A 22,744-nucleotide genomic window follows, 5' to 3' on the forward strand; every position below is an offset into this window, starting at 1 on the left:
GGGGGGAAGAAGGGGCGTTTCTAAGCGACGTGAGATGGCGACCGAACATCATGCCGTCGTCCCCGGTGCGACGCGCGGCTGGACCGTTACCGTCGCGGTGCGGCCCACGATCAGCTGCGTTCCCTTCGGCACGCTGGTCAGCTTCACCCGCACCGGGATACGCTGCGCCAGCCGCACCCAGTTGAACGTCGGATTCACGTTCGGCAGCAGGTTCGTCGTGTTGGTCCGCTCGCTGTCGTTGATCCCCGCGGCGATGCTGTCGACGCGGCCGTGCAGCGCTTGTGGCTCGCCCATCAGGTGGACGATTACCGGATCGCCGAGATGGATGCTGCCGAGCTTGGTTTCCTCGAAATAGCCCTCGACGCGCAGCGAATCGGTGTCGACCAGCGCCATCGCCTGCGTTCCGGTTGCGATATAGTCGCCGGGGTGGAGATCGAGGTTGGTGACGATCCCGTGCACCGTCGCACGCACCGTCGTCCGCGCGAGGTTGAGCGCCGCGGTCGACCGCGCACTCTGCGCCTGTGCGAGAGCCGCCGACGCGGTGGCGACGCGCGCGACGTTCTGCTCGTGCGTTTCCTTGGCCACCAGGTCGCCAAGCGCCAGATCGCGCTGTGCTTCACGGCGAGCCTGCAATAGCGTCGCACGCGCGCTTGCGATCGACGCGTCGGACTGCGCCAGCGTCAGCTGAAAGCGGGGGCGATCGACCACGAACAGGATGTCGCCCGGCTTCACCGCCTGGTTGTCGTGCACCGCGACCTGCGTGACGAGACCCGCGACGTCGGGCGTCACGCGGACGATATCGGCGCGGATATGCCCGTCGCGCGTCCACGGATCGGTCTCGTACCGCTTCCACAGCCACAGCGCGACCAGCACCGCGAGCGCGACGATGATCAGCGTGACGGCCGAGCGACCCAGCGGGGCGAACAGCGACTTGAGGCGGGAAGAGGTCATGCGGAAGGTCCGGTCAGCAGGGCGAGCAGCCCGAGGATGAGGATGAACAGCGCGAGATCGACGAGCGGTCGATACGTCACCACGCGGTAGGCGCCGGCGAACGCGAGCAGCCGCGTGGCGATGCCGGTCAGGATGACGGCGGCGACGGCGAGCAGCAGGACGCTCGGCAGATAGACGCCGCCGATCGAGATTTCGCCGGTCATGCGGCTGCTCCATACGCTGGTGCCGACGGGAAAAGATTACGGCGTAGCGAGGTCAGCGCGAGCACGCCGGTACGGTGGCGATCGGGCGTGCTGGTCGCGAAACCTCTCATCGCGGCGTCGATTCCGGCGAGCAGGTCGGGTTCAGGTGGCGCGGGCTCATCCGGACGTAACGCACGGTAATGCGCGCCGATACCACGAAGGACCGGCGTGATCACCGCGGCCTCGTCGGGGGAGCCATCCATCCGCAACTGCTTGAGTTCGCCGACCGCGACGCCGACGCGCAGATCGGTCAAGGCGTCGAGCAGCGGCTTGCCCGGATCCTCGCCCTGCAACGCGAGGCGCGGGGCGAGCAGGCCGATGCGGTCGAGCATCCGGGCGATCCAGCCCGCCGCGTCGGGGCGGCTCATCGAGTCGCTGCGCGCCGCCAGTTCGCGCCAGCCTGCGCGGATCAGTCGCCGCGCGCTGGTATCCGCGCCGATGGTCTGGAACAGGCCGACGGTGACGACCGCGAACAGCGTGCCGATCAACTGCGCGATGCCGCCGTTGAGGAACGCGTCGAAGCTGCCGCCGAACCGGTCGTTCAGGCCGACCGTGTTCAGCGCTCCGAGCAAGCCGCCGAGCGTCATCAGCAAGGTCGCCGGTCGGGCGAGAAACATCCCTCCGATGAGCATAGGTGGTGCGAGCACGGCGGCGAGCGTCACGAAATCGGTCACGCGCGGCAGGATGGCGAAGGCGTAGATGGCGGATATGACCAGCCCGATGATCGTGCCGTAGAAGAACGCCAGGATCGATGGTGCGGGGTCGTCGCTGTTGCCGAACAGCGCGCAGCACACGCCCGCGATCAGCACCGCGCCCGCCCCGTCCGACCAGCCCGTACCGATCCAGAAGACGCAGCCGAGCAGGATGGTCGCGACGGTGCCCGCGGCGGCGCGGAGTGCGATACCCCGGTCGCGGTGGAGCGGTCGCTTGGCGATCCGGGCGAGCAGCCGTGCGACCGCAGGCGTGACCGGTGCGCGCGATGGCGAGCGCATCTGGTCGCGCAGGTCGCGCGCGTTACGGTGTGCGTCGACCAGTTCGCCGAGCCGCGCGAGCAGGCTGAGCCGCAACGCATCACGCCAGATGAGCGTATCGCCCACCACCGGTTCGAGGACGCGGGCGCGTTCGATCAGTGCGTCCGCTGTCGCGCCACGCTCCGTGACGGGCGGCGGATCGCGCAGCCATTCGCGGACGTCCTCGATCAGCGCGAGCGCTTCGGGGCGGGGCGCGTCGGCACCGCGCTTCAGTTCGACGATCCGGTCGTCGACCGCGCTCGCCAGGGGCAGCAGCATCGACAGTTCGGCCTGGAGTGTGCGCAGCGTCCGCGTACGCGGCAGCAGGCGCGCGGTGTCGAACGGCAGGTGGATGGACAATTGGTGAAGCTCGTTGATATCGAGCGCGAGGCGACGGCGATCGCGGTCGAGCGCGGCATCGGATGCCCCCGCCAGCGAATCCCGCGACCAGCGCTCGGCATCGGCCAGGATCGCGTCGATCCGCGCGAGCAGCGTCGCGGTCACGGTCTGCGGGAAGACGAAGCCGTGGATCAGGCTCCCGCACAGGATGCCGATCGTGATCTCCTGCACGCGCAACGCGGCGATCGTGAACACCGCACCCGGGGTCGTTACCGACGGAAAACCGATGATGCTGGCGGTGTAGCCCGCGAGCAGGAACAGATAGGCGCGCGGCGTCCGGTCGAGCAGCGAGATATACAGGCACAGCCCGAGCCACAGCGCCAGGCCGAGCGAGAGAAGCTCGGGCGCGTTGACCAGATTCGGTACCAGCACCACCGCGGCAGCCGCGCCCAGCACCGTACCGGCGACGCGGAACACCGCCTTCGACAGCACCGCACCCGCCAGCGGCTGCGCGACGATGTACGACGTCGTCACCGCCCAATAGGGACGCGTCAGCCCGATCCTGAGCGCGATGTAATAGGCCAGGAACGCCGCGATCAGGCACTTGACCGAGAAGAGCGCTTCCTTCCCGCCGAACCGGGTGAGGTTCATCGTGCCGGGCTCATCGCGCGTGATCCGCCGTAAACCGCGCGCCGAGCCGCTCCGCGACGTGCAACGCGGTGGCGAGATCGTCGTCGGACACGTCGTCGAGCATCCCCGCGCGCAGGCTGGCGAACTTCGCCTCGATCGTGGTGACGAGCGCGCGGCCGTGATCGGTCAGGCGAATCCGGCTGACGCGTGCGTCGGCAGGGTCGCGGCGACGCTCGACGAGGTTGGCGGCCGACATCTGGTCGATCGAGCGGACGAGCGACGCCTGCGTCACGTCGAGTTGCTGCGCGAGGTCGGTTTGGCGCACGTCGTCGCCGAGCCTTCCGACCTGGACGAGCGCCCAGCCGGTCGATGCGGAGACGTTCATGTCTCGCAATGCTCGATCGGCTGCCCGCCGCCACATCCTTGCAAGCGGTAGAAGGGTGCGGGCGTAGGACGACTCGAGAATGGCGCGGGGGGAAGTCATTAGCATGCTAAGTAATGGCGATTGCGTGTGCTGCAATGCGGAATCGGTTTGTGACGGAAATGTTAGGATTGGTACCAAACCTATTGGCACCTCCCCGGCGAAGGCCGGGGCCCAACTGGAGAGGTTGCGGTAACGGAAGGCCGAACTCCGTTATCAACGTTCCCCAATTGGGCCCCGGCCTCCGCCGGGGTGGCATCGGGTGGGGTAAACGTTCTTACTCGACCGCCAGGATTACATGGCTGGCCTTGATCAACGCCAGCGCGCGCGTACCGATCTGGAGGTCGAGCGCCTCGGCACTTTCCTTGGTCAACGTCGCGGTCAGCGTCTTGCCGAGCGTCAGTTCCAGCGTCACTTCGCTCGAGATCGCGCCGTCCTCGCGCGCGATAACGGTCCCCGCCAGCGTGTTGCGTGCCGACGTCCGCAAGCTCTCGTCGCCGCGCGCGAGGATCACGAAGCTCGACTTGATGAGCGCGAGCGCGGTCGCACCCGGCACAAGTCCCAGATCCTCGGCACTACCGCGCGTGATGGTCGCGACGATCTCCACACCGTCCGCCACCGCCAGCGTTACCTCGGCATCGATCGTCCCCGGCGTCACGCGCGACACGGTGCCGCGCAACACGTTGCGTGCGCTCGTCTTCATTCCGATTCCCCATAGCAAAGGCTTCAGCGACAGCCCGTTCGACACGCTAGCTTCGATCCGTGCCATCGCGCTGGCGAGTTCGGCTTCGGCGACCGCATAGCCGTCGAGTACCGCCACGCCCGCCTCGGTGATCGGGCTCGCGCCGCCGTCCTTGCCGCCGGCCGCAGGGAGCACGAGCGGGCGGTCGAACAGATTGTTCATCACCTGCACCGCGTCCCACGCCGCCTTGTAGCTGAGGCCGACGACCTTCGCCGCGCTGGTGATCGAGCCGCCGTCGCGGATCGCGCGAAGCAGTGCGATCCGGTCGGCGCCGACGCGGCCGGTCTGGTCCTTGGCGAGCAGGATCGTGGCGTGGAGAGCGGGGTCCGGCGGTAGCGTCATGGCCCCCTTCATACCTACTGTCGGATGCGGAAGGTAAGCCCGATCGTGCGCGGGTCGCTCGGCGTGGCGAGGATCAGGCCGGAATTGCCCGCCTGGATCGTCACGTTCTGGATGTAGTCCTTGTTCAGCAGGTTGCGTGAGAACACGGCGAGTTCCCAGCCGTCCTTCGAGCGGAAGCCGATGCTGCCGTTGACGATCGTGTAGCCTTGAATGACCGTGAACGCCGACCCCGAGGGATCGCCGAACTGCCGCGTGCGGGTGTTCGAGTCGACGTGGACGAAGCCGCTGCCGATGTCGGCGATCGGCTGGTTGTAGTCCGCGCCGAGCGTGTACGACCAGCGCGGCAGGCTCGACAGGCGCTGGCCGCTGAGATCGCAGAAGGCGGCAGTGTTGAAGATCCGCTCGATCGGGCAGGGGGCGGCCGGGTAGGAATTGAATTTGCCGTCCGCGTAGGCGACGCTACCGCGCAGCGAGAGGTTGCGCGTGACGAGCGCGGTCGCGTCCGCCTCGAACCCGCGGACGGTGACCTTCGGGATGTTGGCGAGGTAGGTACGCAAAGCGGCGGCGGCGCGCGTGTCGGTCACGTTCGACTGGAAATCGGTGACACGCGTGTAATAGCCGTCGACGTTGAAGATCAGGCGATTGTCGAACAGTTGTGTCTTGAGGCCGATCTCGTACGCGGTGTTCTTCTCGGGGCGGACGACGGCCGTGCCGATGGCGGGCTGGTTCTGGTCGTTGAGCGGTAGGCCGGACATGTTGATCCCGCCCGACTTCTCGCCACGCGCGTAGCTGGCATAAGCGAGGATGCCGTCGGTCGCCTGGTACGCGATGTTGCCGCGCCCCGTCAGTGCGCCGTCCTTGTCGCTGGCGGCGTAGTTCTGGCCGCGCAGGATCGACAGCTTGGCCGCGTTCAACGCCGCGTTCGTGGTCTGGAGGCCGCCGAAGGTGAAGGTGTCGTACGTCCCCTCCTTCTCCTCATAAGTATAACGAAGCCCGCCGGTCAGGGTGAGGCGATCGACCGGCTTCCAGTTCACTTCGCCGAACGCCGCATAGCTGTCCGAGCGGAAATCGGTGCGGCCGTCGGTGCCGTAGCCGTCGAGCAGGTTGCTCGGGACGGCGGTTGCGGCGGCGCCGGTGCCCGTTGTCGTGCCGATCAGATAGCGTGCGGCGGCGGGGCCGTAGATCGAGATAGGGCGGCCGATCACGCGCTGGCGGAAGAAGTAGAGTCCGCCGACGTAGCTCAGCTTATGGTCGCCGTTCGAGGCGAGGCGGAGTTCCTGGCTATACTGGTCCTGGCGCGAGGGGATGTGCTGTTCGGTCTGGATCGGGATGCCGGTATAATCGCGATCGTTGTCGGCATCCCAGTTCCAGAATCGCCAAGCGCTGACGGAGGTGAGCGTCGCACCACCGAGGTTCCAGTCGGCGATCACGCCGACGCCGCCCTCGTTGGTATCGACGCCGAGTGCCGCATCGATATCGGTCTTGCGGTCGTACGGATTGGTGCTGGGCGGTGCGTAGTTGAACTGTGCGGCGAGGCCGGTCGGGCCGCTGAACTGTCGCGTGGCGGTGCGGAACAGACGGCCGTCGGTGCCGCTACCCGGTCGTGTGGCGACGTTGTAATAGACCTGCGTGCAGCAGTTGCTCTGAAAGTTGGTGAAGTCGGCGCTGACCTTCACCTGGAACACCTCCGAGGGGCGGAACAGCAATTGGCCGCGGATCGCCTGGTTGCCGATGGTGTTCTGGTCGCGGCCGGTGACGACGTTGTCGATCACGCCGTCGCGGCGCGTGCTGACCACCGACACGCGACCGGCGAGCGTGTCGCCGACGATCGGGCCGGAGACGGCGCCCTTCACCTGGAAGAAGTTGTAGCTCGCATAGCTGATCTCGGCCTCGCCTTCGGTCGCGAAGGTCGGAGCTCGAGTGGTAATGTTGATCGCGCCGGCGGTGGAGTTCTTGCCGAACAGCGTGCCTTGGGGGCCACGGAGTACTTCGACCTGCTCGATGTCGCTGAAGTCGAACGCGGCGGTGGCGGGGCGGGCGTGATAGACTTGGTCGACATAATAGCCGACGCCGGGTTCGAGCCCGTCATTGGCCTGACTGACCGCGACGACGCTGCTGCCGAGCCCGCGGATCGTGAACGCGGTGTTGCGCGGGTTCGCCGAGCTGTAGTTCAGCGCGGGGACGAGCTGCGAGAGCTGCTGGGTGTTCACGGTGTAGGAGCGGTCGAGCAGCGCGCCCCCGACGACGGACAGCGAGCCCGGGATCTTCTGGGCGTTTTCCGCGCGACGGCGGGCGGTGACGATCACTTCCATCGAAGTGTCGGAGTCGCTTGGTTGTGCGACGCTGCCTTCGGTGCGAGCCTGTTCCGGATTGGCGGCGCTGGCTTGCGCGTTTGCCATCATCGGCAGGCACGTCGTGGCCAGCAGCACGGCACTCAGCCGCGCGAAATCATGTCCCCGCATTGTCGTCACCCCTTCGTTATGTAGTCGAGCTACATAACGGTAAGTTTTGAAACGGATAGAGGGTTTTGCGGACGCGCACGTACGCGCAACCGCACACCACCCCGGCGAAGGCCGGGGCCCAATTGGGGGACGACGCTTGGCGAGCTTCGCATGCCTCTACTGCGCCCTTTCCAATTGGGCCCCGGCCTTCGCCGGGGTGGAGGGCCGCGGCGTTATGCCAGGAGGGCGACGATCTCGGCGGCGATCTCGGTGGGCAAGCGCGACGCGCCGTCAGCCACCGTCGACACCGTAGCCCAGCGCCCCAGCAACCCAGCCTTGGCCATCGCCGCGTAATTCGTCCGCACCCGGTCCTGCAGCCCGGTATCCGCCTCGTACGCATCGAATGCGTCATCGGTGTAGGAGCGCTTGCGCTTCTTCATGATCAGCCCGCGCGCGATGTCGGCCGGCGTGTCGAGATACACCGACAGGTCTGGCTTCGGCAGCGCGAACGACCCGGTTTCCAGGTCGGCGATCCACGCCATCATCGCATCCGCCTCGTGTGGAGGAACCTGCGCAGCCTGATAGGCCATGTTCGAGGCGATATACCGGTCGAACACCACCACGTCGTTTGCCGCCATCGTCGCCAGCAGATGCTCGCGCGACTCCATCCGGTCGAGCGCATACAGCACCGCCGCTGCCTTGGGCGACGTGCCGCGCGGCAGGGTGCCCGCCAGCATCGCGCCGAGCGCCCAGCCGCCGACCGTCTCGGTATAGCGCGGGAACGATACGACGTCCGCAGTGCGGCCCGCGGCGCGCAACTGCTCGACCACCAACGCCGAGGCGGTGGCCTTGCCCGCGCCGTCGGCGCCTTCGATTGCCAGGAGGAAGCTCATGGAGCGGCCCTAGCAAGCCTTACCGGCTCACCAAAGCCCGCAAATCGATCAGCCCGCGCAGCAAGGATGTGCCGCCCGGCGATGCGATATAGCGCGGCGTCCAGTTCGGGCGAAACTTCTCCTTGTACGCGCGCAGGCCCGCGAACCCATAGAAGCGCTCGCCGTGGCGGAACAGGAACGCCGCCACCTTCGACCAGGTCGGCGACAGCCGCCGCGCCTCGATCCCCGACAGCGGCGCCATCCCGAGCGAGAAATTGCGATAGCCCTGCTCGTGCCCCCACAGCATCAGCCGCGTGAACAGGAAGTCCATGCCACCCTGCGGCATGTCCTCGGCGTGACGCATCAGGTCGACCGACAACTCCTGCCTGTTCGGCGTGCCCCAGACGTTGGCGAAAGCGACGATCCTGCCCTCGATCCGTACCACCGCGCAGTCGAACTTCGCCATGTATCCCGGCTCGAACCGACCGACGCTGAAGCTCTTTTCTGCATGATCCTTGTCGGCCAGCCACCAGTCGGAGATCGCTTGCAGTTCGGGAATGATCGCGGACATCGCAGCGGCTGGCACGACTTCGAACGCTGCGCCTGCGCGTTCGGCGACGCGGCTTGCCTTCCGCACGCTGCGCATCTCGGGCGTCTCCAGCGTGAAGCCGTCCAGTTCGACCGTCGCCTCCTCGCCGTATTTGACCAGCTTAAGGCCCATCTCGATCGCGATCGGGACGATGCGCAGGCCGATCTGGTACAGCAGCAGCCGCCCCTGTGCGGCGTCGGCGCGCGCGCGGATCGCCCATAACAGTTCGGACCATGCCTCGCTCGGTCCCACCGGGTCACCGAGCACGATCCAGCTCGCGCCCTTCACCTGATACATCAGGAACGCGTCGCCGCTGTCCGAGACCAGGAAGCGCTTGTCGCCGGTGAAGGCGAGCATAGCGTCGGTGCGGTCGGCATGCGCGAGCGCGGCGGTCGCGACGTCGTCGGGCAGCATGTCGTGGACCATCGGCACGGGCGCTGCCGCGAACAGCCGCCAGATCGCCGCGCCGATCAGCAACAGCCCGACCGCGAGGCTGGTGCGCAGGAAGCGCGAGGCGTTGGCGTTGGTTTCGAACTGCCACCACAGGTCGCTCGAATAGCCGACGCGGCGGTAGGCGAAGAAGCCGATCAGCACCGACAGGCCGATCGCGGCACCGACGCCGACCAGCCATTCGGGGGATAGCGGCTCCGCGGTCAGCCGCGTCCGCCGGTAGAACGCCGCGCGCGTCCATTGCAGCGCGGCGGCGGTGAGCAGCAGGATCGTCGCCTCCTCGTAGTCGAGGCCCTTGGCGATCGACAGCAGCGCGCCTGCGACGAGCAACGTCCGCGCCGCCCAGAATGCGCCGTCGAGCCGCCGGTACAGGCCAAGCGCGACAAGAAGGAGCATCACGCCCACGAGGCTCGCCGCGACATGCGCCATCTCGCTGAACGGCAGCGGCAGGATCGTCGCCAGCGTGTCCATGCGGCCGGGCGCGGCGGGCAGGGCGCCCGAGACAAGCAGCATCGCGCCACTCAGGAACACCAGCACGCCCAGCAGCAAGGGCGCTAGCGGCAGTGCGATTGCGAGCGGATCGGTGCTCCGGCCGCGCCACTGACGTCCCTCGTGGAACGCCATCAACACCGCAGCCAGAATCAGCGGCGCGACGTAATAGATGATGCGGTAGGCGAGCAGCGCGGCGAGGACCGTCGCATTGTCCTGGGGCATGGTCGCGATGATCACCGCCTCGAACACGCCGAGCCCGCCCGGCACATGGCTGATCAACGCAACGACAATCGCCACCGCATAACCCAGGAACAGCACCGGATAGAGCTCGGGCGAGGCGTTCGGCAGCAGTACGAACAACGCCGCACTCGCCGCGGCCAGGTCGACCGTCGAGACCAGCAGTAGTGCAATCGCTTGCCGCCAGTTCGGCAGGGGCAGTCGCCAACCGAGCAGCCCGATTGATCCGCCCTGGCGGTGACGCAGGACGATCCCCAGCATGACGAGCGGGATGACGATGCCGACGCTGCGCTCGAGCAGAGGCGGCATCGTCCACCTCACGATCGGCAGCGTCCCCGGATGGATCGCCATCGACAGGCACGCGACCGTGATCACGCCCGCCCAGAACGTCACGCCGGCTATCAGCACGACGCGGGCGACGGCGGCTTCGTTGAGGCCAGCCCGGCTGTAGACGCGGTAGCGCGCCGAGCCGCCGGTCAGCATGGCCAGCCCTAGATTGTGGCTGATCGTATAGCTGGTGAACGACGCGACTGCAGCGGTCCGCCACGGCAGTGGATGGCCGATCACTTTCAGGGCGATCGAATCGTAGAAGGTCAGCGCGATATAACTGACGACGGTCAGCCCGATCGCCACCGAGAGCTGCGACCAGCCGAGCGCGGAAAACGCGGCGCGGACTTCGGACAGGCGGATTTCGGCGGTCAGCTTGTGGATCGCAGCGAAGCCAAGCACCGCGACGATGAGTACCGCCAACGCGATTAGCGTGCCCCGGCGATGCGCGATCCAGTCGCGGGTCCGGATGATCAACGGACGAGTCGTCATCGGCTCAACCGCGGTGCCAGGTCTGCGTCTTGCACAGGAACCCGCCGATCAGGCAGCCTTTCACGTCGATCGTATTCGCGTCGACCAGCGTCAGCGTCGACCCAAAGGTGCGGCCCATGTCGGGGACGAAGATCTGGCCCGACCATTTCCTGCGGCCGCTCGGGCGATATTCGCGAAGCAAGGCAGTGCCGATCAGTTTCGGCGTGCCGCCATCGCGCGCGTCGGCCTGCGCCTCATCGCTGGCCCGCACCACCCAGCCGCACAGCCGGTCTCCGCAGGCGCCTGTCTTCACGGCCACGCTGTTCTTCGGATTGTGCCAGGTGCCTTCCACGGGGGAAGCAGGGGCCGGGCTGCCCACGGCCATCGCGAGCGCCATCATCACAGGAATCATCGGTCGATCCTCAATCCGCGAAAACGAACCGCGCCAGCACCTCGTAGAGCGCATCGGCGTCGCGGTGAAGCGGGTGTCCGCCCGGCACCCCGATCCGCGTCGCATTGGCCTGAGTCAGCAACGGGCACAGGCTGCCGACTTCCTCCACGCCCTGGACGCATAGCAAAGGTGCCCAGGTCAGCTGCCGCGCGGTCGGCATCGCGTCGACGGTCGGGGTCCAGAGATCGAACACCTCGCTCGGCGACGCGCGGAACTGGACGTTGTCCTCGGGCACGACCAGCGCGACCTTCGCGATCTTCGCGCGGAGTTCGGGGGCGAGGTCGACCAGCCCGACATGCAGCATGTCCGCGCCGAACGACTGGCCGATCAGCACCACCCGGTCGGTGTGGCCGAGCCGCAACGCGCGCTGTTCGGCGCGCGCGATCAGCGTCGTGATGTCCGCTGGCGTCCGCGTCGGACGTAGATAGGTCAGCGTGTTGACCGCGACTACCGGCACGCCGTCCGCCGCCAACCGCCGTGCGATCTGGGGCGCCATGCCGATCTTGTAGCCGAGATCGCCGGTGAGGAGGACGACGGCGAACGGCCGTTGCGGCTTGGTCGGATGGACATCGGTGAACAACGGCCCACCGAAATAGCCGAGCCAGCCCATGAAGCCGGCCGCAGCAATGGCAGCCAGGACCAGCGCGAGCAGGGATCGGTAGAGCCACGTCATCCGCAACCGATTGCACCGGGGCGGGTGATCGGCAGGTGGAGCGATAGTGAAGTTTTCTTCACGCACTGCTCCCCTCCCTGAAAGGGAGGGGCTGGGGGTGGGTTGGCGCGCTCGTGCCGTAACGGTCTGATATGCGGAAACCGACCCACCCCCGACCCCTCCCTTCCAGGGAGGGGGGAGGAACCATCTCGCCCCTTAAGCCGGATCGTGCGCGAGCCGTTCGTGATGCCGGATCACTTCGTCGATGATGAAGCGCAGGAATTTTTCGGAAAACTCGGGATCGAGCTGCGCTTCCGCCGCCAGATGCCGCAATCGGGCGATCTGGCGTTCCTCGCGACCCGGATCCGCGGGGGGCAGGCCGTGCGTCGCCTTGTGCCGGCCGACCGCCTGCGTGACCTTGAAGCGCTCGGCGAGCATGTGGATCAGCGCCGCATCGATATTGTCGATGCTCTGGCGGTATCCGTTGAGCAGGTCGTCAGCCATCCACGCACCCCTTTCGTTGGTTCGGCGCGCCTTTTGCGGGCGCGGATCGCGAACGGCAAGAGGCGGCAAGGGTTGCTTTGCAGGGGCATAGGCGTCAGAGGCTCGGGAAGATGAGCGCCACCGTCCACCGCCTCGACACCCTTGGTCCCACGCCCGAGTCACAGCCGTCGCTGGACCCGATGGTCAAACTCGTCTCCGGCGACATGGACAAGGTCAATGCGGTGATCCGCGGCCGGATGGAGTCGGAAATCCCGCTGATCCCCGAACTCGCCGGTCACCTGATCGCTGGCGGCGGCAAGCGGATGCGGCCGATGCTGACGCTCGCGAGCGCGCAACTGATCGACTATACCGGCGCGCAGCATCACCTGCTCGCCGCTGCGGTCGAGTTCATCCACACTGCGACGCTGCTCCACGACGACGTCGTTGACGGCTCGGACCTGCGCCGCGGCAAGCGCACCGCCAACATCATCTGGGGCAACCCCGCCAGCGTGCTGGTCGGCGATTTCCTGTTCAGCCGCAGCTTCGAACTGATGGTCGAGGCGGGCAGTCTCAAGGCGCTGAAGATCCTGTCGTCGACCAGTGCGGTCATCGCCGAGGGTGAGGTCAATCAGCTCACTGCCGCACGCCGCGTCGATCTCGGCGAGGAGCGCTATCTCGACATCATCGGTGCGAAGACCGCGGCGTTGTTCGCGGCCGCATGCCGGATTTCGGCAGTCGTCGCCGATCGCCCCGAGGCCGAGGAGGCTGCGCTCGACGCCTATGGCCGCAATCTCGGTATCGCGTTCCAGCTGGTCGACGACGCGATCGATTACGTCTCCGATGCTGATACGATGGGCAAGGATGCGGGCGACGATTTCCGCGAGGGCAAGATGACTCTGCCGGTGATCCTCGCCTATGCGCGTGGCTCGGACGAAGACCGCGCGTTCTGGAAGGATGCGGTCGAAGGTCGTCGTGACAGCGAGGCCGATCTGCAACACGCGATCCGCCTGATCCGCTCGACCCGCGCGATCGATGACACGTTCGCGCGCGCCCGGCATTACGGCCAGCGCGCGATCGACTCGATCGCCGGCTTCCCTAACGGCGCCGCCAAGGACGCCATGATCGAAGCCGTCGAGTTCGCGGTCGCCCGCGCATACTGATCGCGCTAGCGGATCGGTGATCCGGCATTCGGCAGCGTCGCCTCGCCAACCGGCGTCGACTTGCCGAACAAGGCGCGGTCCGCAGGGCCGAATGCGTACTTCCACAGGATGTAGAGATAGGTCGCGGCGATCGCGGGTTCGCCGATCGCGAGTTCGACCCATTCGTAGCGTTTGGGCAGCGCGGTGAACCCAGCCCCGACGACGATCGCGGCAAGCGCGGCCCAGATCAGCGGCCAGCGCCACGGTGAGACGCTTGTCCCGAGCAGATGGCCGAGCAGCTTCGATTTGATGATCGAGGTCAGACCCACCGACAGCATCAGCGCGATCGCCGGGCCGGCCGCCTGGTAATTGACCGGATAGCCTAGCGCTCGGATCGTGAAGATCAGTGCGAAGCTCAGGCCCACCTGGAACGCGAGCATCGCCGCGGAGATCATCAGATTGCGGTGGCGGGCGATGTAGACGAGCGCGGATTCGCTGACGGCGCCGGTCGAGGCGAGCACCTCGGCGGTCAGCAGGAACGCGAGCGCGGCTGTGCCGGCTACGAACTGCGGTCCGACCACGCCCATCACCGCTTCGCCGGGGATCGAGCCCATCAGCGCGAGCCCGCCTTGCGCGGCCATGATCCAGAAGGCGACCTGCCGCACCTGGTTGGCGATCGCCGCGCGGTCGTTGATCGCGAGGCTGTGGGTGATGACGGGGCCGAGGATCGGGTCGAAGCTGGTCTTCAATTTCTGCGGCAGGCTCGCGACCTGTTGCGCCATGTAATAGATGCCGACGACCTTGGGCTCGAACATCACGCCGAGGATGAAGCGGTCGACGTTGCGGCTGCCCCATTCGAGGATGTCGGCACCGGCGAGCGGCACGTTGGCGCGGGCGAGCGCGTAGAGTGGACGTAGCTGCGGCTTCCAGCCGCGCGGCACGCCGTAGCTGCGCAGGAACGGCACGAGGCTGGCGATCAGCGCGGCAGTCATCGACGCGACGTAGCTGAGGACGAGGCCGTCGCGGATCGTGAAATAGGAGAACGCCCAGGCGGCGATCGAGATCGTCCACGGCTCGACCACCGCGCGGGCAGTCACCGCTGCCTTGACGTTGAGGCGGTAGGCGAGCGCGGCGAGGCTGACGTCGGACCAGGCGACCGCGACGATGATCAGCGGCAGGAACCGGTCGAGCCCCGTGATCGCGCTGTTCGGATACATGATCTGCGGGAAGGTGCAGAGCACTGCGCTGGCGACAAGCGACGCGACGAACGCCACCGCCATCGCGTCCCAGACGACGTTGGCGTGCGGGCGGTCGCTGCTGCTGAGCGCTTGGGCGAGACCGCGCTTGAGGCCGAGCGTGGCAAGCAGTGCGGCGAGTTCGACTACCACGACCGCGATCGCGAACCGGCCGACGAGGTCAGGGCCGTAGATGCGGCCGGCGATGAACAGGAACGGGATCCGCGCGGCGAGGCGGAGGACGAAGCCGGCGATGTTGGTACGGCCGCCCTTGGCGAGCGTGTCGATATCCTGCGTGGCTTCGGTCACGCTGCTGCGCCATTCGTGGATCGCGCCGCGGCAAAGCCGCGTCGTCGGTCGGAGCAAAGGCTCCGCCGGCCGCGCTGGTGCGAGTTAGCCGGGCGTGGCCGGCTGCCGCCCTGCGCGTTCAATGTGCCGCTCCCCAGCTAAGGCCGGTGCCAATTTCGATGCCGAGTGGGACGTCGAGCGTTACCGCAGGGAGCGCCGCGTTCGCCATGACTTGCTCGATCACGGGCTTGGCTGCCTCCACGTCACCTTCCGGCAATTCGAACACGAGTTCGTCGTGGACCTGAAGGAGCATGCGGACGTTCGGCAGCCCCGCTTCGAGCAGCGCCGGCCCCATCCGCACCATCGCGCGCTTGATGATGTCCGCGCTCGTCCCCTGGATCGGCGCGTTGATCGCGGCGCGTTCGGCGCCTTGGCGTTCGTGCTGGATCTTCGAACGGATGCGCGGAAAGTGCGTTTTTCGGCCGAACAGCGTGGTGGTGAAGCCGCTCGCGCGAACGCTCTCCGTCGTCTCGACGATATAGTTCGAGATGCCGGGGAAGCGGTCGAAATAGCGGTCGATCATCGCTTGCGCCTCGTCCGCCGAAACGTCGAGGCGACCGGCGAGGCCCCAGCGTGAGATGCCGTAGAGGATCGCGAAGTTGATCGTCTTCGCGCGGCCGCGGGTGTCGCGGTTGACCTCGCCGAACAGTTCCTGTGCGGTCAGCGAGTGGATGTCGTCGCCGTTTGCGAAGGCCGCTTTCAGCGCGGGGACGTTGGCCATGTGCGCGGCCAGCCGCAGCTCGATCTGCGAGTAATCGGCCGCGAGAATGACGTTGCCGGGCTCCGCCACGAAAGCGTCGCGGATCTGGCGGCCGATCTCGGTGCGGATCGGGATGTTCTGGAGGTTTGGATCGGTCGACGACAGCCGGCCGGTCTGTGCGCCGGTCAGCGAATAGGACGTGTGGACGCGGCCCGTCGCCGGGTTGATCTGCGCCTGCAATGCGTCGGTGTAGGTCGATTTCAGCTTCGACAATTGCCGCCAGTCGAGCACTTTTCGCGCGATCACCGCGCCGGGCGAATCCTTGTCCGCCGCGATCCGCTCGAGTTCGTTGACGTCGGTCGAATAGACGCCGGACTTGCCTTTGCGGCCGCCCTTGATGCCCATCTTCTCGAACAGCACGTCGCCCAGTTGCTTGGGGCTGCCGATCGTGAACGGCGCGCCGGCGAGCGCGTGGATTTCGGTCTCCAGGCTCGCCATCTGGCCGGCGAACTCGGTCGAGAGTTTCGACAGTTTCGCGGCGTCTACCTTGATGCCGTGCATCTCCATCTGCGCGATGACGGGGACGAGTGGGCGGTCGACCATCTCGTAGACGCGGGTCGAGCCTTCCGCGGGGAGGCGGCGTTTGAAGCGGCGCCATAGGCGGAGCGTCACGTCGGCGTCCTCGGCGGCGTAGCGCGTGGCGGCCTTGAGGTCGATTTCGTTGAAGGTCCGCTGCGTCTTGCCGGTGCCGACGACGTCCTTGAACGCGATGCAACTATGCGAAAGATGCGTGGCGGCAAGTTCGTCCATGCCGTGACCGTGCAGCCCGGCGTCGAGATCGAAGCTCATGACGATCGTGTCGTCGAAGGGCGCGATCTGGACGCCGCCCGTCGACGCATAGGCGCGGCCGAGGACGATCATGTCGTATTTGAGGTTGTGGCCGATCTTCAGGATACTCGGATCCTCCAGCAACGGCTTCAACTTCGCCAACACCACCGCGCGGTCGAGCTGGACGGGATTCTCCGCGAGCAAATCCGTCCCGCCATGCGCGATAGGTACGTAGCAGGCGAGGTTCGGATGCAGCGCCATGCTCACCCCGACCAGGTCCGCGCGCGTCGCGTCGATGCCGGTGGTCTCGGTGTCGATGGCGATCCAGCCTTGATGGCGGGCGATCGTGATCCACCGATCGAGCGCGGCTTCGTCGACGACGGTTTCGTAGTCGTCGTGCTTACACGGCTCATCGTCGTCCATGTCCGCGACGACAGTCGATTCTTCGACCGGGGCCTCGGCGACCGCGGACAGCTTGGCGATCAGCGACTTGAAGCCGTGATGCTCCAGGAACGCACGCAGGGGCGCATCGGGGATGCCCTTGAGTTCGAGATCCTCCAGCGGCTCGGGCAGCGCGACATCGCATTTGAGCGTGACGAGCACCTTCGACAGCCGCGCCATCTCGGCATGCTCGATCAGGTTATCGCGGAGCTTGCCCTTCTTCATGCCGTCGGCAGCGGCGAGCACAGATTCGAGATCGCCATGTTCGAGGATCAGCTTCGCCGCCGTCTTGGGGCCGACGCCGGGGACGCCGGGGACGTTGTCAACGCTGTCGCCCATCAGCGCGAGCACGTCGCCGAGCTGCGCGGGCGAGACGCCGTGGAATTTCTCCGCGACATGCTCCGCGCCGAGGCGGCGGTTGTTCATCGTGTCGTACATGTCGAGACCGGGCTCGATCAGTTGCATCAGATCCTTGTCGGACGATACGATCGTGACTTCCCAGCCTTGGGCTAGTGCAGCCTTCGAATAGCAGGCGATGATGTCGTCCGCTTCGAGTCCCTCGGTCTCGATGCAAGGCAGCGAGAAGGCACGCGTGGCGTCGCGGATCATCGGGAACTGGGGGACGAGATCCTCGGGCGGCGGCGGACGCTGCGCCTTGTACTTGTCGTAGAGATCGTTGCGGAACGTCTTCGACGACTTGTCGAGGATGACCGCCATGTGGGTCGGGCCGTCGGCGGCGTGGACCTCGTCCGCGAGCTTCCACAGCATCGTCGTATAGCCATACACCGCGCCGACCGGCTCGCCATGTTTATTGGTGAGCGGCGGCAGCCGGTGATAGGCGCGGAAGATATAGCCGGAGCCGTCGACGAGATAGAGATGGGGCATCGCGCGCGGTCTAGCGGATGCGCGCGCCTCCACCAATGGGCGAAGCGTGGTTGTTGGGTATTAGGTGGGGAGAAAAGCGGTGGGGGGATGGGGGGCTTTACCGGTCCCGTGCGGAACACCACCCCGGCGAAGGCCGGGGACCAATTGGAAAGGTTGTCGTAACGGCGCGCTGCGGTTCGTATCGCCGTCCCCCAATTGGGCCCCGGCCTTCGCCGGGGTGGGGGCGGTGGTAGCGGAGGCGCCGCTTACTTAACCCCATCGCCGCCCTCCAAGTTGTTCTCCCGCGAAGGCGGGAGTCCAGTCTGGATCCCCGCCTTCGCGGGGAAACATGCTACCCTTACTTCTTGATCAGCCCGATCTCGACCAAGCGCTCGTACAGATAATCATGCGCCGTGATCGGGGTCGGATAGCGGTTTGCGTTGTCCGGCGTGATCGTGCCCGGCAGCGTCTCGATCAGGAAATCCGGTGCCGGATGCAGGAAGAACGGCATCGAATAGCGCGAGTGACCACGGCGCTCGGGTGGCGGGTTGACGACGCGGTGCGTGGTCGAAGGCAGCACGTTGTTGGTGAGACGCTGGAGCATGTCGCCGACGTTGACGACCATCGCACCCTCGGGCGGCTTGATCGACAGCCAGCGACCATTGGCGCGGTCCAGCAGTTCCAGGCCCGCTTCCTCGGCGCCGAGCAGCAGCGTGATGAGGTTGATGTCCTCATGCGCGCCGGCGCGGACGCCTTCGGCATCGGCGGGGATCGGCGGGTAATGCAGCAAACGAAGGATGCTGTTGCCGTCCTTCACCGCCGGGTCGAACCAGTCGGGCTTGAGCTTCAGGTGGCGCGCGATCGCGGACAGGAGTTTGTCGCCTGCGCGGTCGAACGCGGCAAAGAGTTCGAGGAAGACCGGCTTGAAACCCTCGGGGCGCGTTGGCCAGACGTTCGGCGCCATCGTGTCCGCATAGCGATGCCCCTCGGGCAGCTCGCGACCGACGTGCCAGAATTCCTTGAGGTCGACGACCTGGGCATCCTTGGCGATCTCGGTCTTGAACGGCGTGTAGCCGCGCGCGCCGCCGCCGCCGGGGATGTGATAGCCGCGCTTCTCGTCCTCGGGGAGGTCGAACAGGAGCTTGGTCTCGGCCCAGGCGCGCTCGATCAGGTCGGCGGGGATGCCGTGATCGGCGACGATCGCGAAGCCGTAGCGCTCGAACGATTCGCCGAACGCGGCGGCGAAACCGTCGGGGTCGGTGTCCTGCGTGGCGAGGCTGAGTGTCGGGACCTGGGCGGCGGGAGTGTCGAGCATGGGGTGCGTGTCCGGATTGGGGGACGCCCGATATAGGGGATTGGGGGTGCCGTGCCAAATGCTTGGGTTAGGGTTGGTCTGGATTTGGAATCTGTAATGATCCTCCCCCTGGCGGGAGAGGATCGTAGACTTATCCGCTGATGACGATCGTGCCGGTTGCCTTGTCCTTGCCGTCGGGGGCGAGTTCGAGGCGGAAGGGTTTGTTCTCGTCGGTCGTGCCGATCAGGTTCGCGCCTTCGCCGTGCACCTTGTAGCCGACCTTGCCCAAGCGCTGCGCGAACCAGTCACGGACGATTAGCGGAGGCGCCGAGCTGGTAAATGCAACGCGTAGGCCGCTGCCTGCATCGCTACCGTTGTTTTCGTTACCGACGATGTTCAGGTTCTTGATCGACGACCCTGGATACAGGCGGACGCCGTTAAGATCGAAATTGCTCGTATCGATCTTGATCTTCGGCAGCTTCACCGAGCCCTGGAAGCCGGGCACGTCGATCTTCATCTCGCCGGTCTCGCCATTGATCGCACCGAGCACGTTGCCGCCATCGGCGTTGATCGAGACCGATGCGCCCTCGTTCGTGCGATCGCAGGCGGACAGTGCGAGCACGCTGGTGAGACCGACAGCGGCGAGCAAATACGGGCGGATCATGGTCATCTCCGAAGTGTGTTGTTCTGACAATACAGATAGGGGTCGTCGGCGCACTGCGCAATCGTCGCGTAGCTGCGCCGGTTAGCGGGTTCCGCGCGACCGCCCGAGCGGCTACAGGCGCACGCATAATGCAGACCCAGGATCCCCAATCCGACGCGCCAGCGATGCGCGGCGCGCCGATCGGCTTCGTCGAGTTCGTCGCGCTCGTCGCCTCGCTGATGTCGCTGACCGCGCTCGGCATCGACTCGATGCTGCCAGCGCTGCCGGCGATCGGCAACTCGCTCGGTGTCGCGACCGAGAACGGGCGGCAGTTCGTCGTGACCGCGTTCGTGATCGGTTTCGGCGTCGCGCAGCTCGTCCACGGGCCGCTCGCGGATCGGTTCGGGCGGCGGACAGTGCTGCTCTGGTCGCTCGTCCTCTACATCATCGCCAACGTTGCGTGCGCGACCGCGGGGAGCTTTACTTTGTTGCTGGCCGCGCGCGCGTTTGGCGGCGCGGTGATCGCCGCGGCCCGTGTCGCGACGATCGCGCTGGTGCGGGACTGTTACCACGGGCGGGCGATGGCGCGGGTCATGTCGATCGCGTTCATGGTGTTCATGATCGTGCCGATCCTCGCGCCGACGTTCGGCTGGGCGGTGCTGCAGTTCGGCGACTGGCGCGCGATCTTCTGGACGGTCGCGGTGCTGACGCTGGGGGTGTTGATCTGGTTCTACCTGCGGATGCCTGAAACGCTGGCGCCGGAGAACGTCCTGCCGATCACGCCGGGGCGGATCCTCAGCGACTGGCGGCAAACGCTCGGCGATCGCAATTCGCTCGGCTACACGCTCGCGTCGACCGCGCTGCTCGGATCGCTGTACGGCTATCTCAATTCGATCCAGCAGATCATGGCGGACGTGTTCCACAAGCCGTCGCTGCTCGCGCTGATCTTTGCCACCACGTCGGTGACGATGGCGATCTGCAACCTGCTCAACTCGCGGATCGTGATGCGGCTGGGTACCCGCTTGATCAGCCATGGTGCGCTGTCGCTGATGATCCTGGTGTCGCTCGTCCATCTGTTCGCGATCGAGGTCGGGTTCGAGACGCTGGTCAGCTTTGCGGTCTTCCAGGCGCTGACGCTCGGTTGTTTCGGGCTGGCGACGTCGAACTTCTCGGCGATGGCGATGGAGAATATGGGGCGTATCGCCGGCACCGCGTCTAGCGTGCAGGGGTTCCTGAGCGTGACCATCGGCGCGGTGTTCGGCGCTTTGATCGGCCAGGCGTTCAACGGCACCACCGTGCCGCTGGTCGGTGGGTTCCTGCTCGCTGGGGTCGCTGCGCTTCTGTCGATCCTAGGGACCGAACGCGGGCGTTTGTTCCGGCCCGCTTCAACCACGCCCGTCCGCGCTTGAAGGAACCACCGCGCACGTCCACCGTTCGCATCTGGTAGGCCTGCATGATGCAGGCATCCTGACACGAGGGAGTGTGACCATGGGTGGACATCAGGTGCCGAGTGCCGGATCGGGCGACGACGGCTACGACGAAGAGGGCTATGACGAGAGCCAGCGCGCCGAGATCCTCGAGGCCACGCGCAACGGGCCGAGCGACGGCATCATCCTGACCGACCTCGAACCCGATCTGGGCGAAGACGACACGGACGACGAGTCGATCGACGAGACCAAGATGGATTCGGAAGAGGTCGGCGAGACGGACTCGTCCGTGACGATGGACGAAGCCGACATGGACGAGGACGACGTCCAGGACGAACTCGACGACGACACGATCGACGACGATGAAGACCTGAAAGACGCCGACGACGTCGCTCTGAAGCCCTGAACTATTCGCGACGCGCCTCTGACAGGCGCGTCGCCCTCAGCCGGCGGCGTTGGCGAGGATCGCGAGGTCGTCCGTGTTGAATGCAGCACCGGCGGCGTCGGTTGGTTGTTCCACCGTGTTACCCGAAGTCGCGTTTGTTGCGGCCGGTTCCGGTGCGTCGCTCGCGACGTCATAGGCCGTCCACACGATTCCCGCGGACCAGAAGAGCGCCGCCCAGCGGCTGCGGAACAGGCGTGAAAACCCCATCGATGCTGCATCGCACACTGGTTGTCACCAGCCGGTAAACAGACGGCGTTAACATCGGCCGCGGCCGCTTTTTGCCGCTTTTCCGCTGTATTCCTGCCTAGTCCGCCCCGCCCTAGCCATGGTTCGTTCATCCAAATGACAGGAACCGTTGCTGTAACGCAACACAGCGGAACAGTTCCCTGCCAGTTCTCTGAATGTGACGTTTTTTGTGCAACCATGTGCTCGCCGACCGGTTTGGCTTGCCTGGACCGAACCGACGCACCGTGCAGTCGGCGATCCACGCAACAACACGGTATAAGGTCAAACTCATGCGTAAGCTTTCCCTGGCAATCGCCCTCGCCGCCGCAACGGTCGCAGTTCCCGCCTTCGCGCAGGACATGTCGGCACCGGCACCCGTCGACAACAGCGCACAGCCCGGTGAAGCAGCAGCGCCCGACGGCTCGAAGGCATTCGGCATCGAGCCGTATTTCGGCGTGATGGGCGGCTGGGAGCAGTTCGACAACGAGCGCGGCCACGGCATTCCGCAGGCGATCAACGCTGATGGTTCGACCCGTCGCAGCTACAAGCCATCGGGCTCGCTGGTCCAGGGCGTGCTCGGCGTGAACGTGCCGCTCGGCCCCGTCTTCGTCGGCGCAGAAGGCAACGTGATCAAGGGCATCGATGGCAACATCGATTGGGAATACGGCGCAGCAGGCCGCTTCGGCTTCCGCGCTGGCGACAGCGGCCTGATCTACGGCAAGGTCGGCTACCAGTGGGTCAACTTCGACCATTTCTCGGGTCGTTCGAACGTCGTCGCAGACACCGGTCGTGACTATAGCGCGATCACCTACGGCATCGGCGCAGAGGTCGGTCCGCAGAACATCGGCCTGAAGGGCATCACCGGCAACGCAGGCTTCCGCATCCGCGCCGAGGTCAACACCTTCGGCGACGCGCAGAGCTTCCGTCCGATGCTCGGTATCATCACGCACTTCTAAGCCTTTGCCTCGCAAGAGGTTCAAGCTGGACGCGTAACGGGGGCGGGGAGTGGCTAG

Annotated in this window: 20 protein-coding genes; 4 read left to right on the top strand and 16 right to left on the bottom strand. The window is 66.2% G+C overall.

The window, feature by feature from the left end:
• Positions 1-48 precede the first annotated feature (48 nt).
• The 11 genes from C8J42_RS15540 to C8J42_RS15590 form a co-directional block, all read right to left on the bottom strand.
• Entirely contained in the window at positions 49-951 is a 903-nt protein-coding gene (locus C8J42_RS15540) for an efflux RND transporter periplasmic adaptor subunit (protein WP_133020795.1), read from the bottom strand.
• Positions 948-1,154 (bottom strand): DUF1656 domain-containing protein, encoded by a 207-nt coding sequence (locus C8J42_RS15545; protein ID WP_133020796.1) that lies wholly within the window; start codon positions 1,152-1,154, stop codon positions 948-950. The genes C8J42_RS15540 and C8J42_RS15545 overlap by 4 nt, the downstream gene beginning before the upstream one ends.
• Positions 1,151-3,193 (bottom strand): FUSC family protein, encoded by a 2,043-nt coding sequence (locus C8J42_RS15550; protein WP_133020797.1) that lies wholly within the window; start codon positions 3,191-3,193, stop codon positions 1,151-1,153. The genes C8J42_RS15545 and C8J42_RS15550 overlap by 4 nt, the downstream gene beginning before the upstream one ends.
• A 10-nt stretch (positions 3,194-3,203) precedes the next feature.
• Positions 3,204-3,557 (bottom strand): MarR family winged helix-turn-helix transcriptional regulator, encoded by a 354-nt coding sequence (locus tag C8J42_RS15555; protein ID WP_243644499.1) that lies wholly within the window; start codon positions 3,555-3,557, stop codon positions 3,204-3,206.
• 313 nt (positions 3,558-3,870) lie between these two features.
• The gene (locus tag C8J42_RS15560) at positions 3,871-4,677 is read right to left on the bottom strand and encodes a TOBE domain-containing protein (RefSeq protein ID WP_133020799.1); all 807 of its coding nucleotides are present in this window, start codon (positions 4,675-4,677) and stop codon (positions 3,871-3,873) included.
• 14 nt (positions 4,678-4,691) lie between these two features.
• A complete protein-coding gene (locus C8J42_RS15565) occupies positions 4,692-7,139 on the bottom strand; it encodes a TonB-dependent receptor (protein WP_133020800.1) in 2,448 nt (815 codons plus the stop codon).
• Between the two features lie 212 nt (positions 7,140-7,351).
• Entirely contained in the window at positions 7,352-8,011 is a 660-nt protein-coding gene (locus C8J42_RS15570) for a dTMP kinase (RefSeq protein WP_133020801.1), read from the bottom strand.
• A gap of 19 nt (positions 8,012-8,030) precedes the next feature.
• Positions 8,031-10,577, bottom strand: coding sequence for a bifunctional lysylphosphatidylglycerol flippase/synthetase MprF (gene mprF, locus C8J42_RS15575; protein ID WP_133020802.1), 2,547 nt, complete (start codon positions 10,575-10,577; stop codon positions 8,031-8,033).
• A 4-nt stretch (positions 10,578-10,581) separates the two neighbouring features.
• Complete coding sequence (locus C8J42_RS15580; RefSeq protein ID WP_120301320.1) at positions 10,582-10,968, bottom strand: DUF2147 domain-containing protein; 387 nt, start codon at positions 10,966-10,968, stop codon at positions 10,582-10,584.
• A gap of 10 nt (positions 10,969-10,978) precedes the next feature.
• Complete coding sequence (locus C8J42_RS15585) at positions 10,979-11,746, bottom strand: virulence factor (RefSeq protein ID WP_243644501.1); 768 nt, start codon at positions 11,744-11,746, stop codon at positions 10,979-10,981.
• 129 nt (positions 11,747-11,875) lie between these two features.
• Positions 11,876-12,163, bottom strand: a complete 288-nt coding sequence (locus C8J42_RS15590) for a chorismate mutase (protein WP_133020803.1) — start codon at positions 12,161-12,163, stop codon at positions 11,876-11,878.
• Between the two features lie 110 nt (positions 12,164-12,273).
• On the opposite strand from C8J42_RS15590, the gene C8J42_RS15595 reads away from it, so the two are divergent.
• On the top strand, positions 12,274-13,302 hold the full coding sequence (locus tag C8J42_RS15595; protein WP_133020804.1) for a polyprenyl synthetase family protein: 1,029 nt from the start codon (positions 12,274-12,276) through the stop codon (positions 13,300-13,302).
• A 5-nt stretch (positions 13,303-13,307) separates the two neighbouring features.
• Here C8J42_RS15595 and C8J42_RS15600 read toward each other — a convergent pair whose 3' ends face one another.
• The 4 genes from C8J42_RS15600 to C8J42_RS15615 all read right to left on the bottom strand — a co-directional run bounded on the left by C8J42_RS15600 (position 13,308) and on the right by C8J42_RS15615 (position 19,655).
• Positions 13,308-14,825 carry an oligosaccharide flippase family protein gene (locus tag C8J42_RS15600; protein ID WP_133020805.1) on the bottom strand — a complete coding sequence of 506 codons (1,518 nt, stop codon included), beginning with the start codon at positions 14,823-14,825 and terminating at the stop codon, positions 13,308-13,310.
• 118 nt (positions 14,826-14,943) lie between these two features.
• Positions 14,944-17,718: a DNA polymerase I gene (polA, locus tag C8J42_RS15605; protein WP_133020806.1), complete on the bottom strand. Its 2,775-nt coding sequence runs from the start codon at positions 17,716-17,718 to the stop codon at positions 14,944-14,946.
• A gap of 337 nt (positions 17,719-18,055) precedes the next feature.
• The gene (locus tag C8J42_RS15610; RefSeq protein ID WP_133020807.1) at positions 18,056-19,012 is read right to left on the bottom strand and encodes a 2-oxoglutarate and iron-dependent oxygenase domain-containing protein; all 957 of its coding nucleotides are present in this window, start codon (positions 19,010-19,012) and stop codon (positions 18,056-18,058) included.
• A 130-nt stretch (positions 19,013-19,142) separates the two neighbouring features.
• The gene (locus tag C8J42_RS15615) at positions 19,143-19,655 is read right to left on the bottom strand and encodes a hypothetical protein (protein ID WP_133020808.1); all 513 of its coding nucleotides are present in this window, start codon (positions 19,653-19,655) and stop codon (positions 19,143-19,145) included.
• A 128-nt stretch (positions 19,656-19,783) separates the two neighbouring features.
• On the opposite strand from C8J42_RS15615, the gene C8J42_RS15620 reads away from it, so the two are divergent.
• Positions 19,784-21,043, top strand: coding sequence for a multidrug effflux MFS transporter (locus C8J42_RS15620; protein WP_133020809.1), 1,260 nt, complete (start codon positions 19,784-19,786; stop codon positions 21,041-21,043).
• Positions 21,044-21,122: 79 nt separating this feature from the next.
• On the top strand, positions 21,123-21,467 hold the full coding sequence (locus tag C8J42_RS15625) for a hypothetical protein (protein WP_056065779.1): 345 nt from the start codon (positions 21,123-21,125) through the stop codon (positions 21,465-21,467).
• Positions 21,468-21,503: 36 nt separating this feature from the next.
• On the opposite strand, the gene C8J42_RS15630 is transcribed toward C8J42_RS15625, so the two are convergent.
• Positions 21,504-21,713, bottom strand: coding sequence for a hypothetical protein (locus C8J42_RS15630; protein WP_133020810.1), 210 nt, complete (start codon positions 21,711-21,713; stop codon positions 21,504-21,506).
• Between the two features lie 308 nt (positions 21,714-22,021).
• On the opposite strand from C8J42_RS15630, the gene C8J42_RS15635 reads away from it, so the two are divergent.
• Positions 22,022-22,687, top strand: coding sequence for a hypothetical protein (locus tag C8J42_RS15635; protein ID WP_056065788.1), 666 nt, complete (start codon positions 22,022-22,024; stop codon positions 22,685-22,687).
• Positions 22,688-22,744: the final 57 nt, after the last annotated feature.

The sequence above is a fragment of the Sphingomonas sp. PP-CE-1A-559 genome (assembly GCF_004340965.1).
Classification (GTDB): domain Bacteria; phylum Pseudomonadota; class Alphaproteobacteria; order Sphingomonadales; family Sphingomonadaceae; genus Sphingomonas.

What these genes read in the sequence shown, in the direction of transcription:
- C8J42_RS15540 (WP_133020795.1), bottom strand. Translation starts at nt 951, where the DNA reads ATGACCTCTTCCCGCCTCAAGTCGCTGTTCGCCCCGCTGGGTCGCTCG.
- C8J42_RS15545 (WP_133020796.1), bottom strand. Translation starts at nt 1,154, where the DNA reads ATGACCGGCGAAATCTCGATCGGCGGCGTCTATCTGCCGAGCGTCCTG.
- C8J42_RS15550 (WP_133020797.1), bottom strand. Translation starts at nt 3,193, where the DNA reads ATGAACCTCACCCGGTTCGGCGGGAAGGAAGCGCTCTTCTCGGTCAAG.
- C8J42_RS15555 (WP_243644499.1), bottom strand. Translation starts at nt 3,557, where the DNA reads ATGAACGTCTCCGCATCGACCGGCTGGGCGCTCGTCCAGGTCGGAAGG.
- C8J42_RS15560 (WP_133020799.1), bottom strand. Translation starts at nt 4,677, where the DNA reads ATGACGCTACCGCCGGACCCCGCTCTCCACGCCACGATCCTGCTCGCC.
- C8J42_RS15565 (WP_133020800.1), bottom strand. Translation starts at nt 7,139, where the DNA reads ATGCGGGGACATGATTTCGCGCGGCTGAGTGCCGTGCTGCTGGCCACG.
- C8J42_RS15570 (WP_133020801.1), bottom strand. Translation starts at nt 8,011, where the DNA reads ATGAGCTTCCTCCTGGCAATCGAAGGCGCCGACGGCGCGGGCAAGGCC.
- mprF (WP_133020802.1), bottom strand. Translation starts at nt 10,577, where the DNA reads ATGACGACTCGTCCGTTGATCATCCGGACCCGCGACTGGATCGCGCAT.
- C8J42_RS15580 (WP_120301320.1), bottom strand. Translation starts at nt 10,968, where the DNA reads ATGATTCCTGTGATGATGGCGCTCGCGATGGCCGTGGGCAGCCCGGCC.
- C8J42_RS15590 (WP_133020803.1), bottom strand. Translation starts at nt 12,163, where the DNA reads ATGGCTGACGACCTGCTCAACGGATACCGCCAGAGCATCGACAATATC.
- C8J42_RS15595 (WP_133020804.1), top strand. Translation starts at nt 12,274, where the DNA reads ATGAGCGCCACCGTCCACCGCCTCGACACCCTTGGTCCCACGCCCGAG.
- polA (WP_133020806.1), bottom strand. Translation starts at nt 17,718, where the DNA reads ATGCCCCATCTCTATCTCGTCGACGGCTCCGGCTATATCTTCCGCGCC.
- C8J42_RS15610 (WP_133020807.1), bottom strand. Translation starts at nt 19,012, where the DNA reads ATGCTCGACACTCCCGCCGCCCAGGTCCCGACACTCAGCCTCGCCACG.
- C8J42_RS15615 (WP_133020808.1), bottom strand. Translation starts at nt 19,655, where the DNA reads ATGATCCGCCCGTATTTGCTCGCCGCTGTCGGTCTCACCAGCGTGCTC.
- C8J42_RS15620 (WP_133020809.1), top strand. Translation starts at nt 19,784, where the DNA reads ATGCAGACCCAGGATCCCCAATCCGACGCGCCAGCGATGCGCGGCGCG.
- C8J42_RS15625 (WP_056065779.1), top strand. Translation starts at nt 21,123, where the DNA reads ATGGGTGGACATCAGGTGCCGAGTGCCGGATCGGGCGACGACGGCTAC.
- C8J42_RS15630 (WP_133020810.1), bottom strand. Translation starts at nt 21,713, where the DNA reads ATGGGGTTTTCACGCCTGTTCCGCAGCCGCTGGGCGGCGCTCTTCTGG.
- C8J42_RS15635 (WP_056065788.1), top strand. Translation starts at nt 22,022, where the DNA reads ATGCGTAAGCTTTCCCTGGCAATCGCCCTCGCCGCCGCAACGGTCGCA.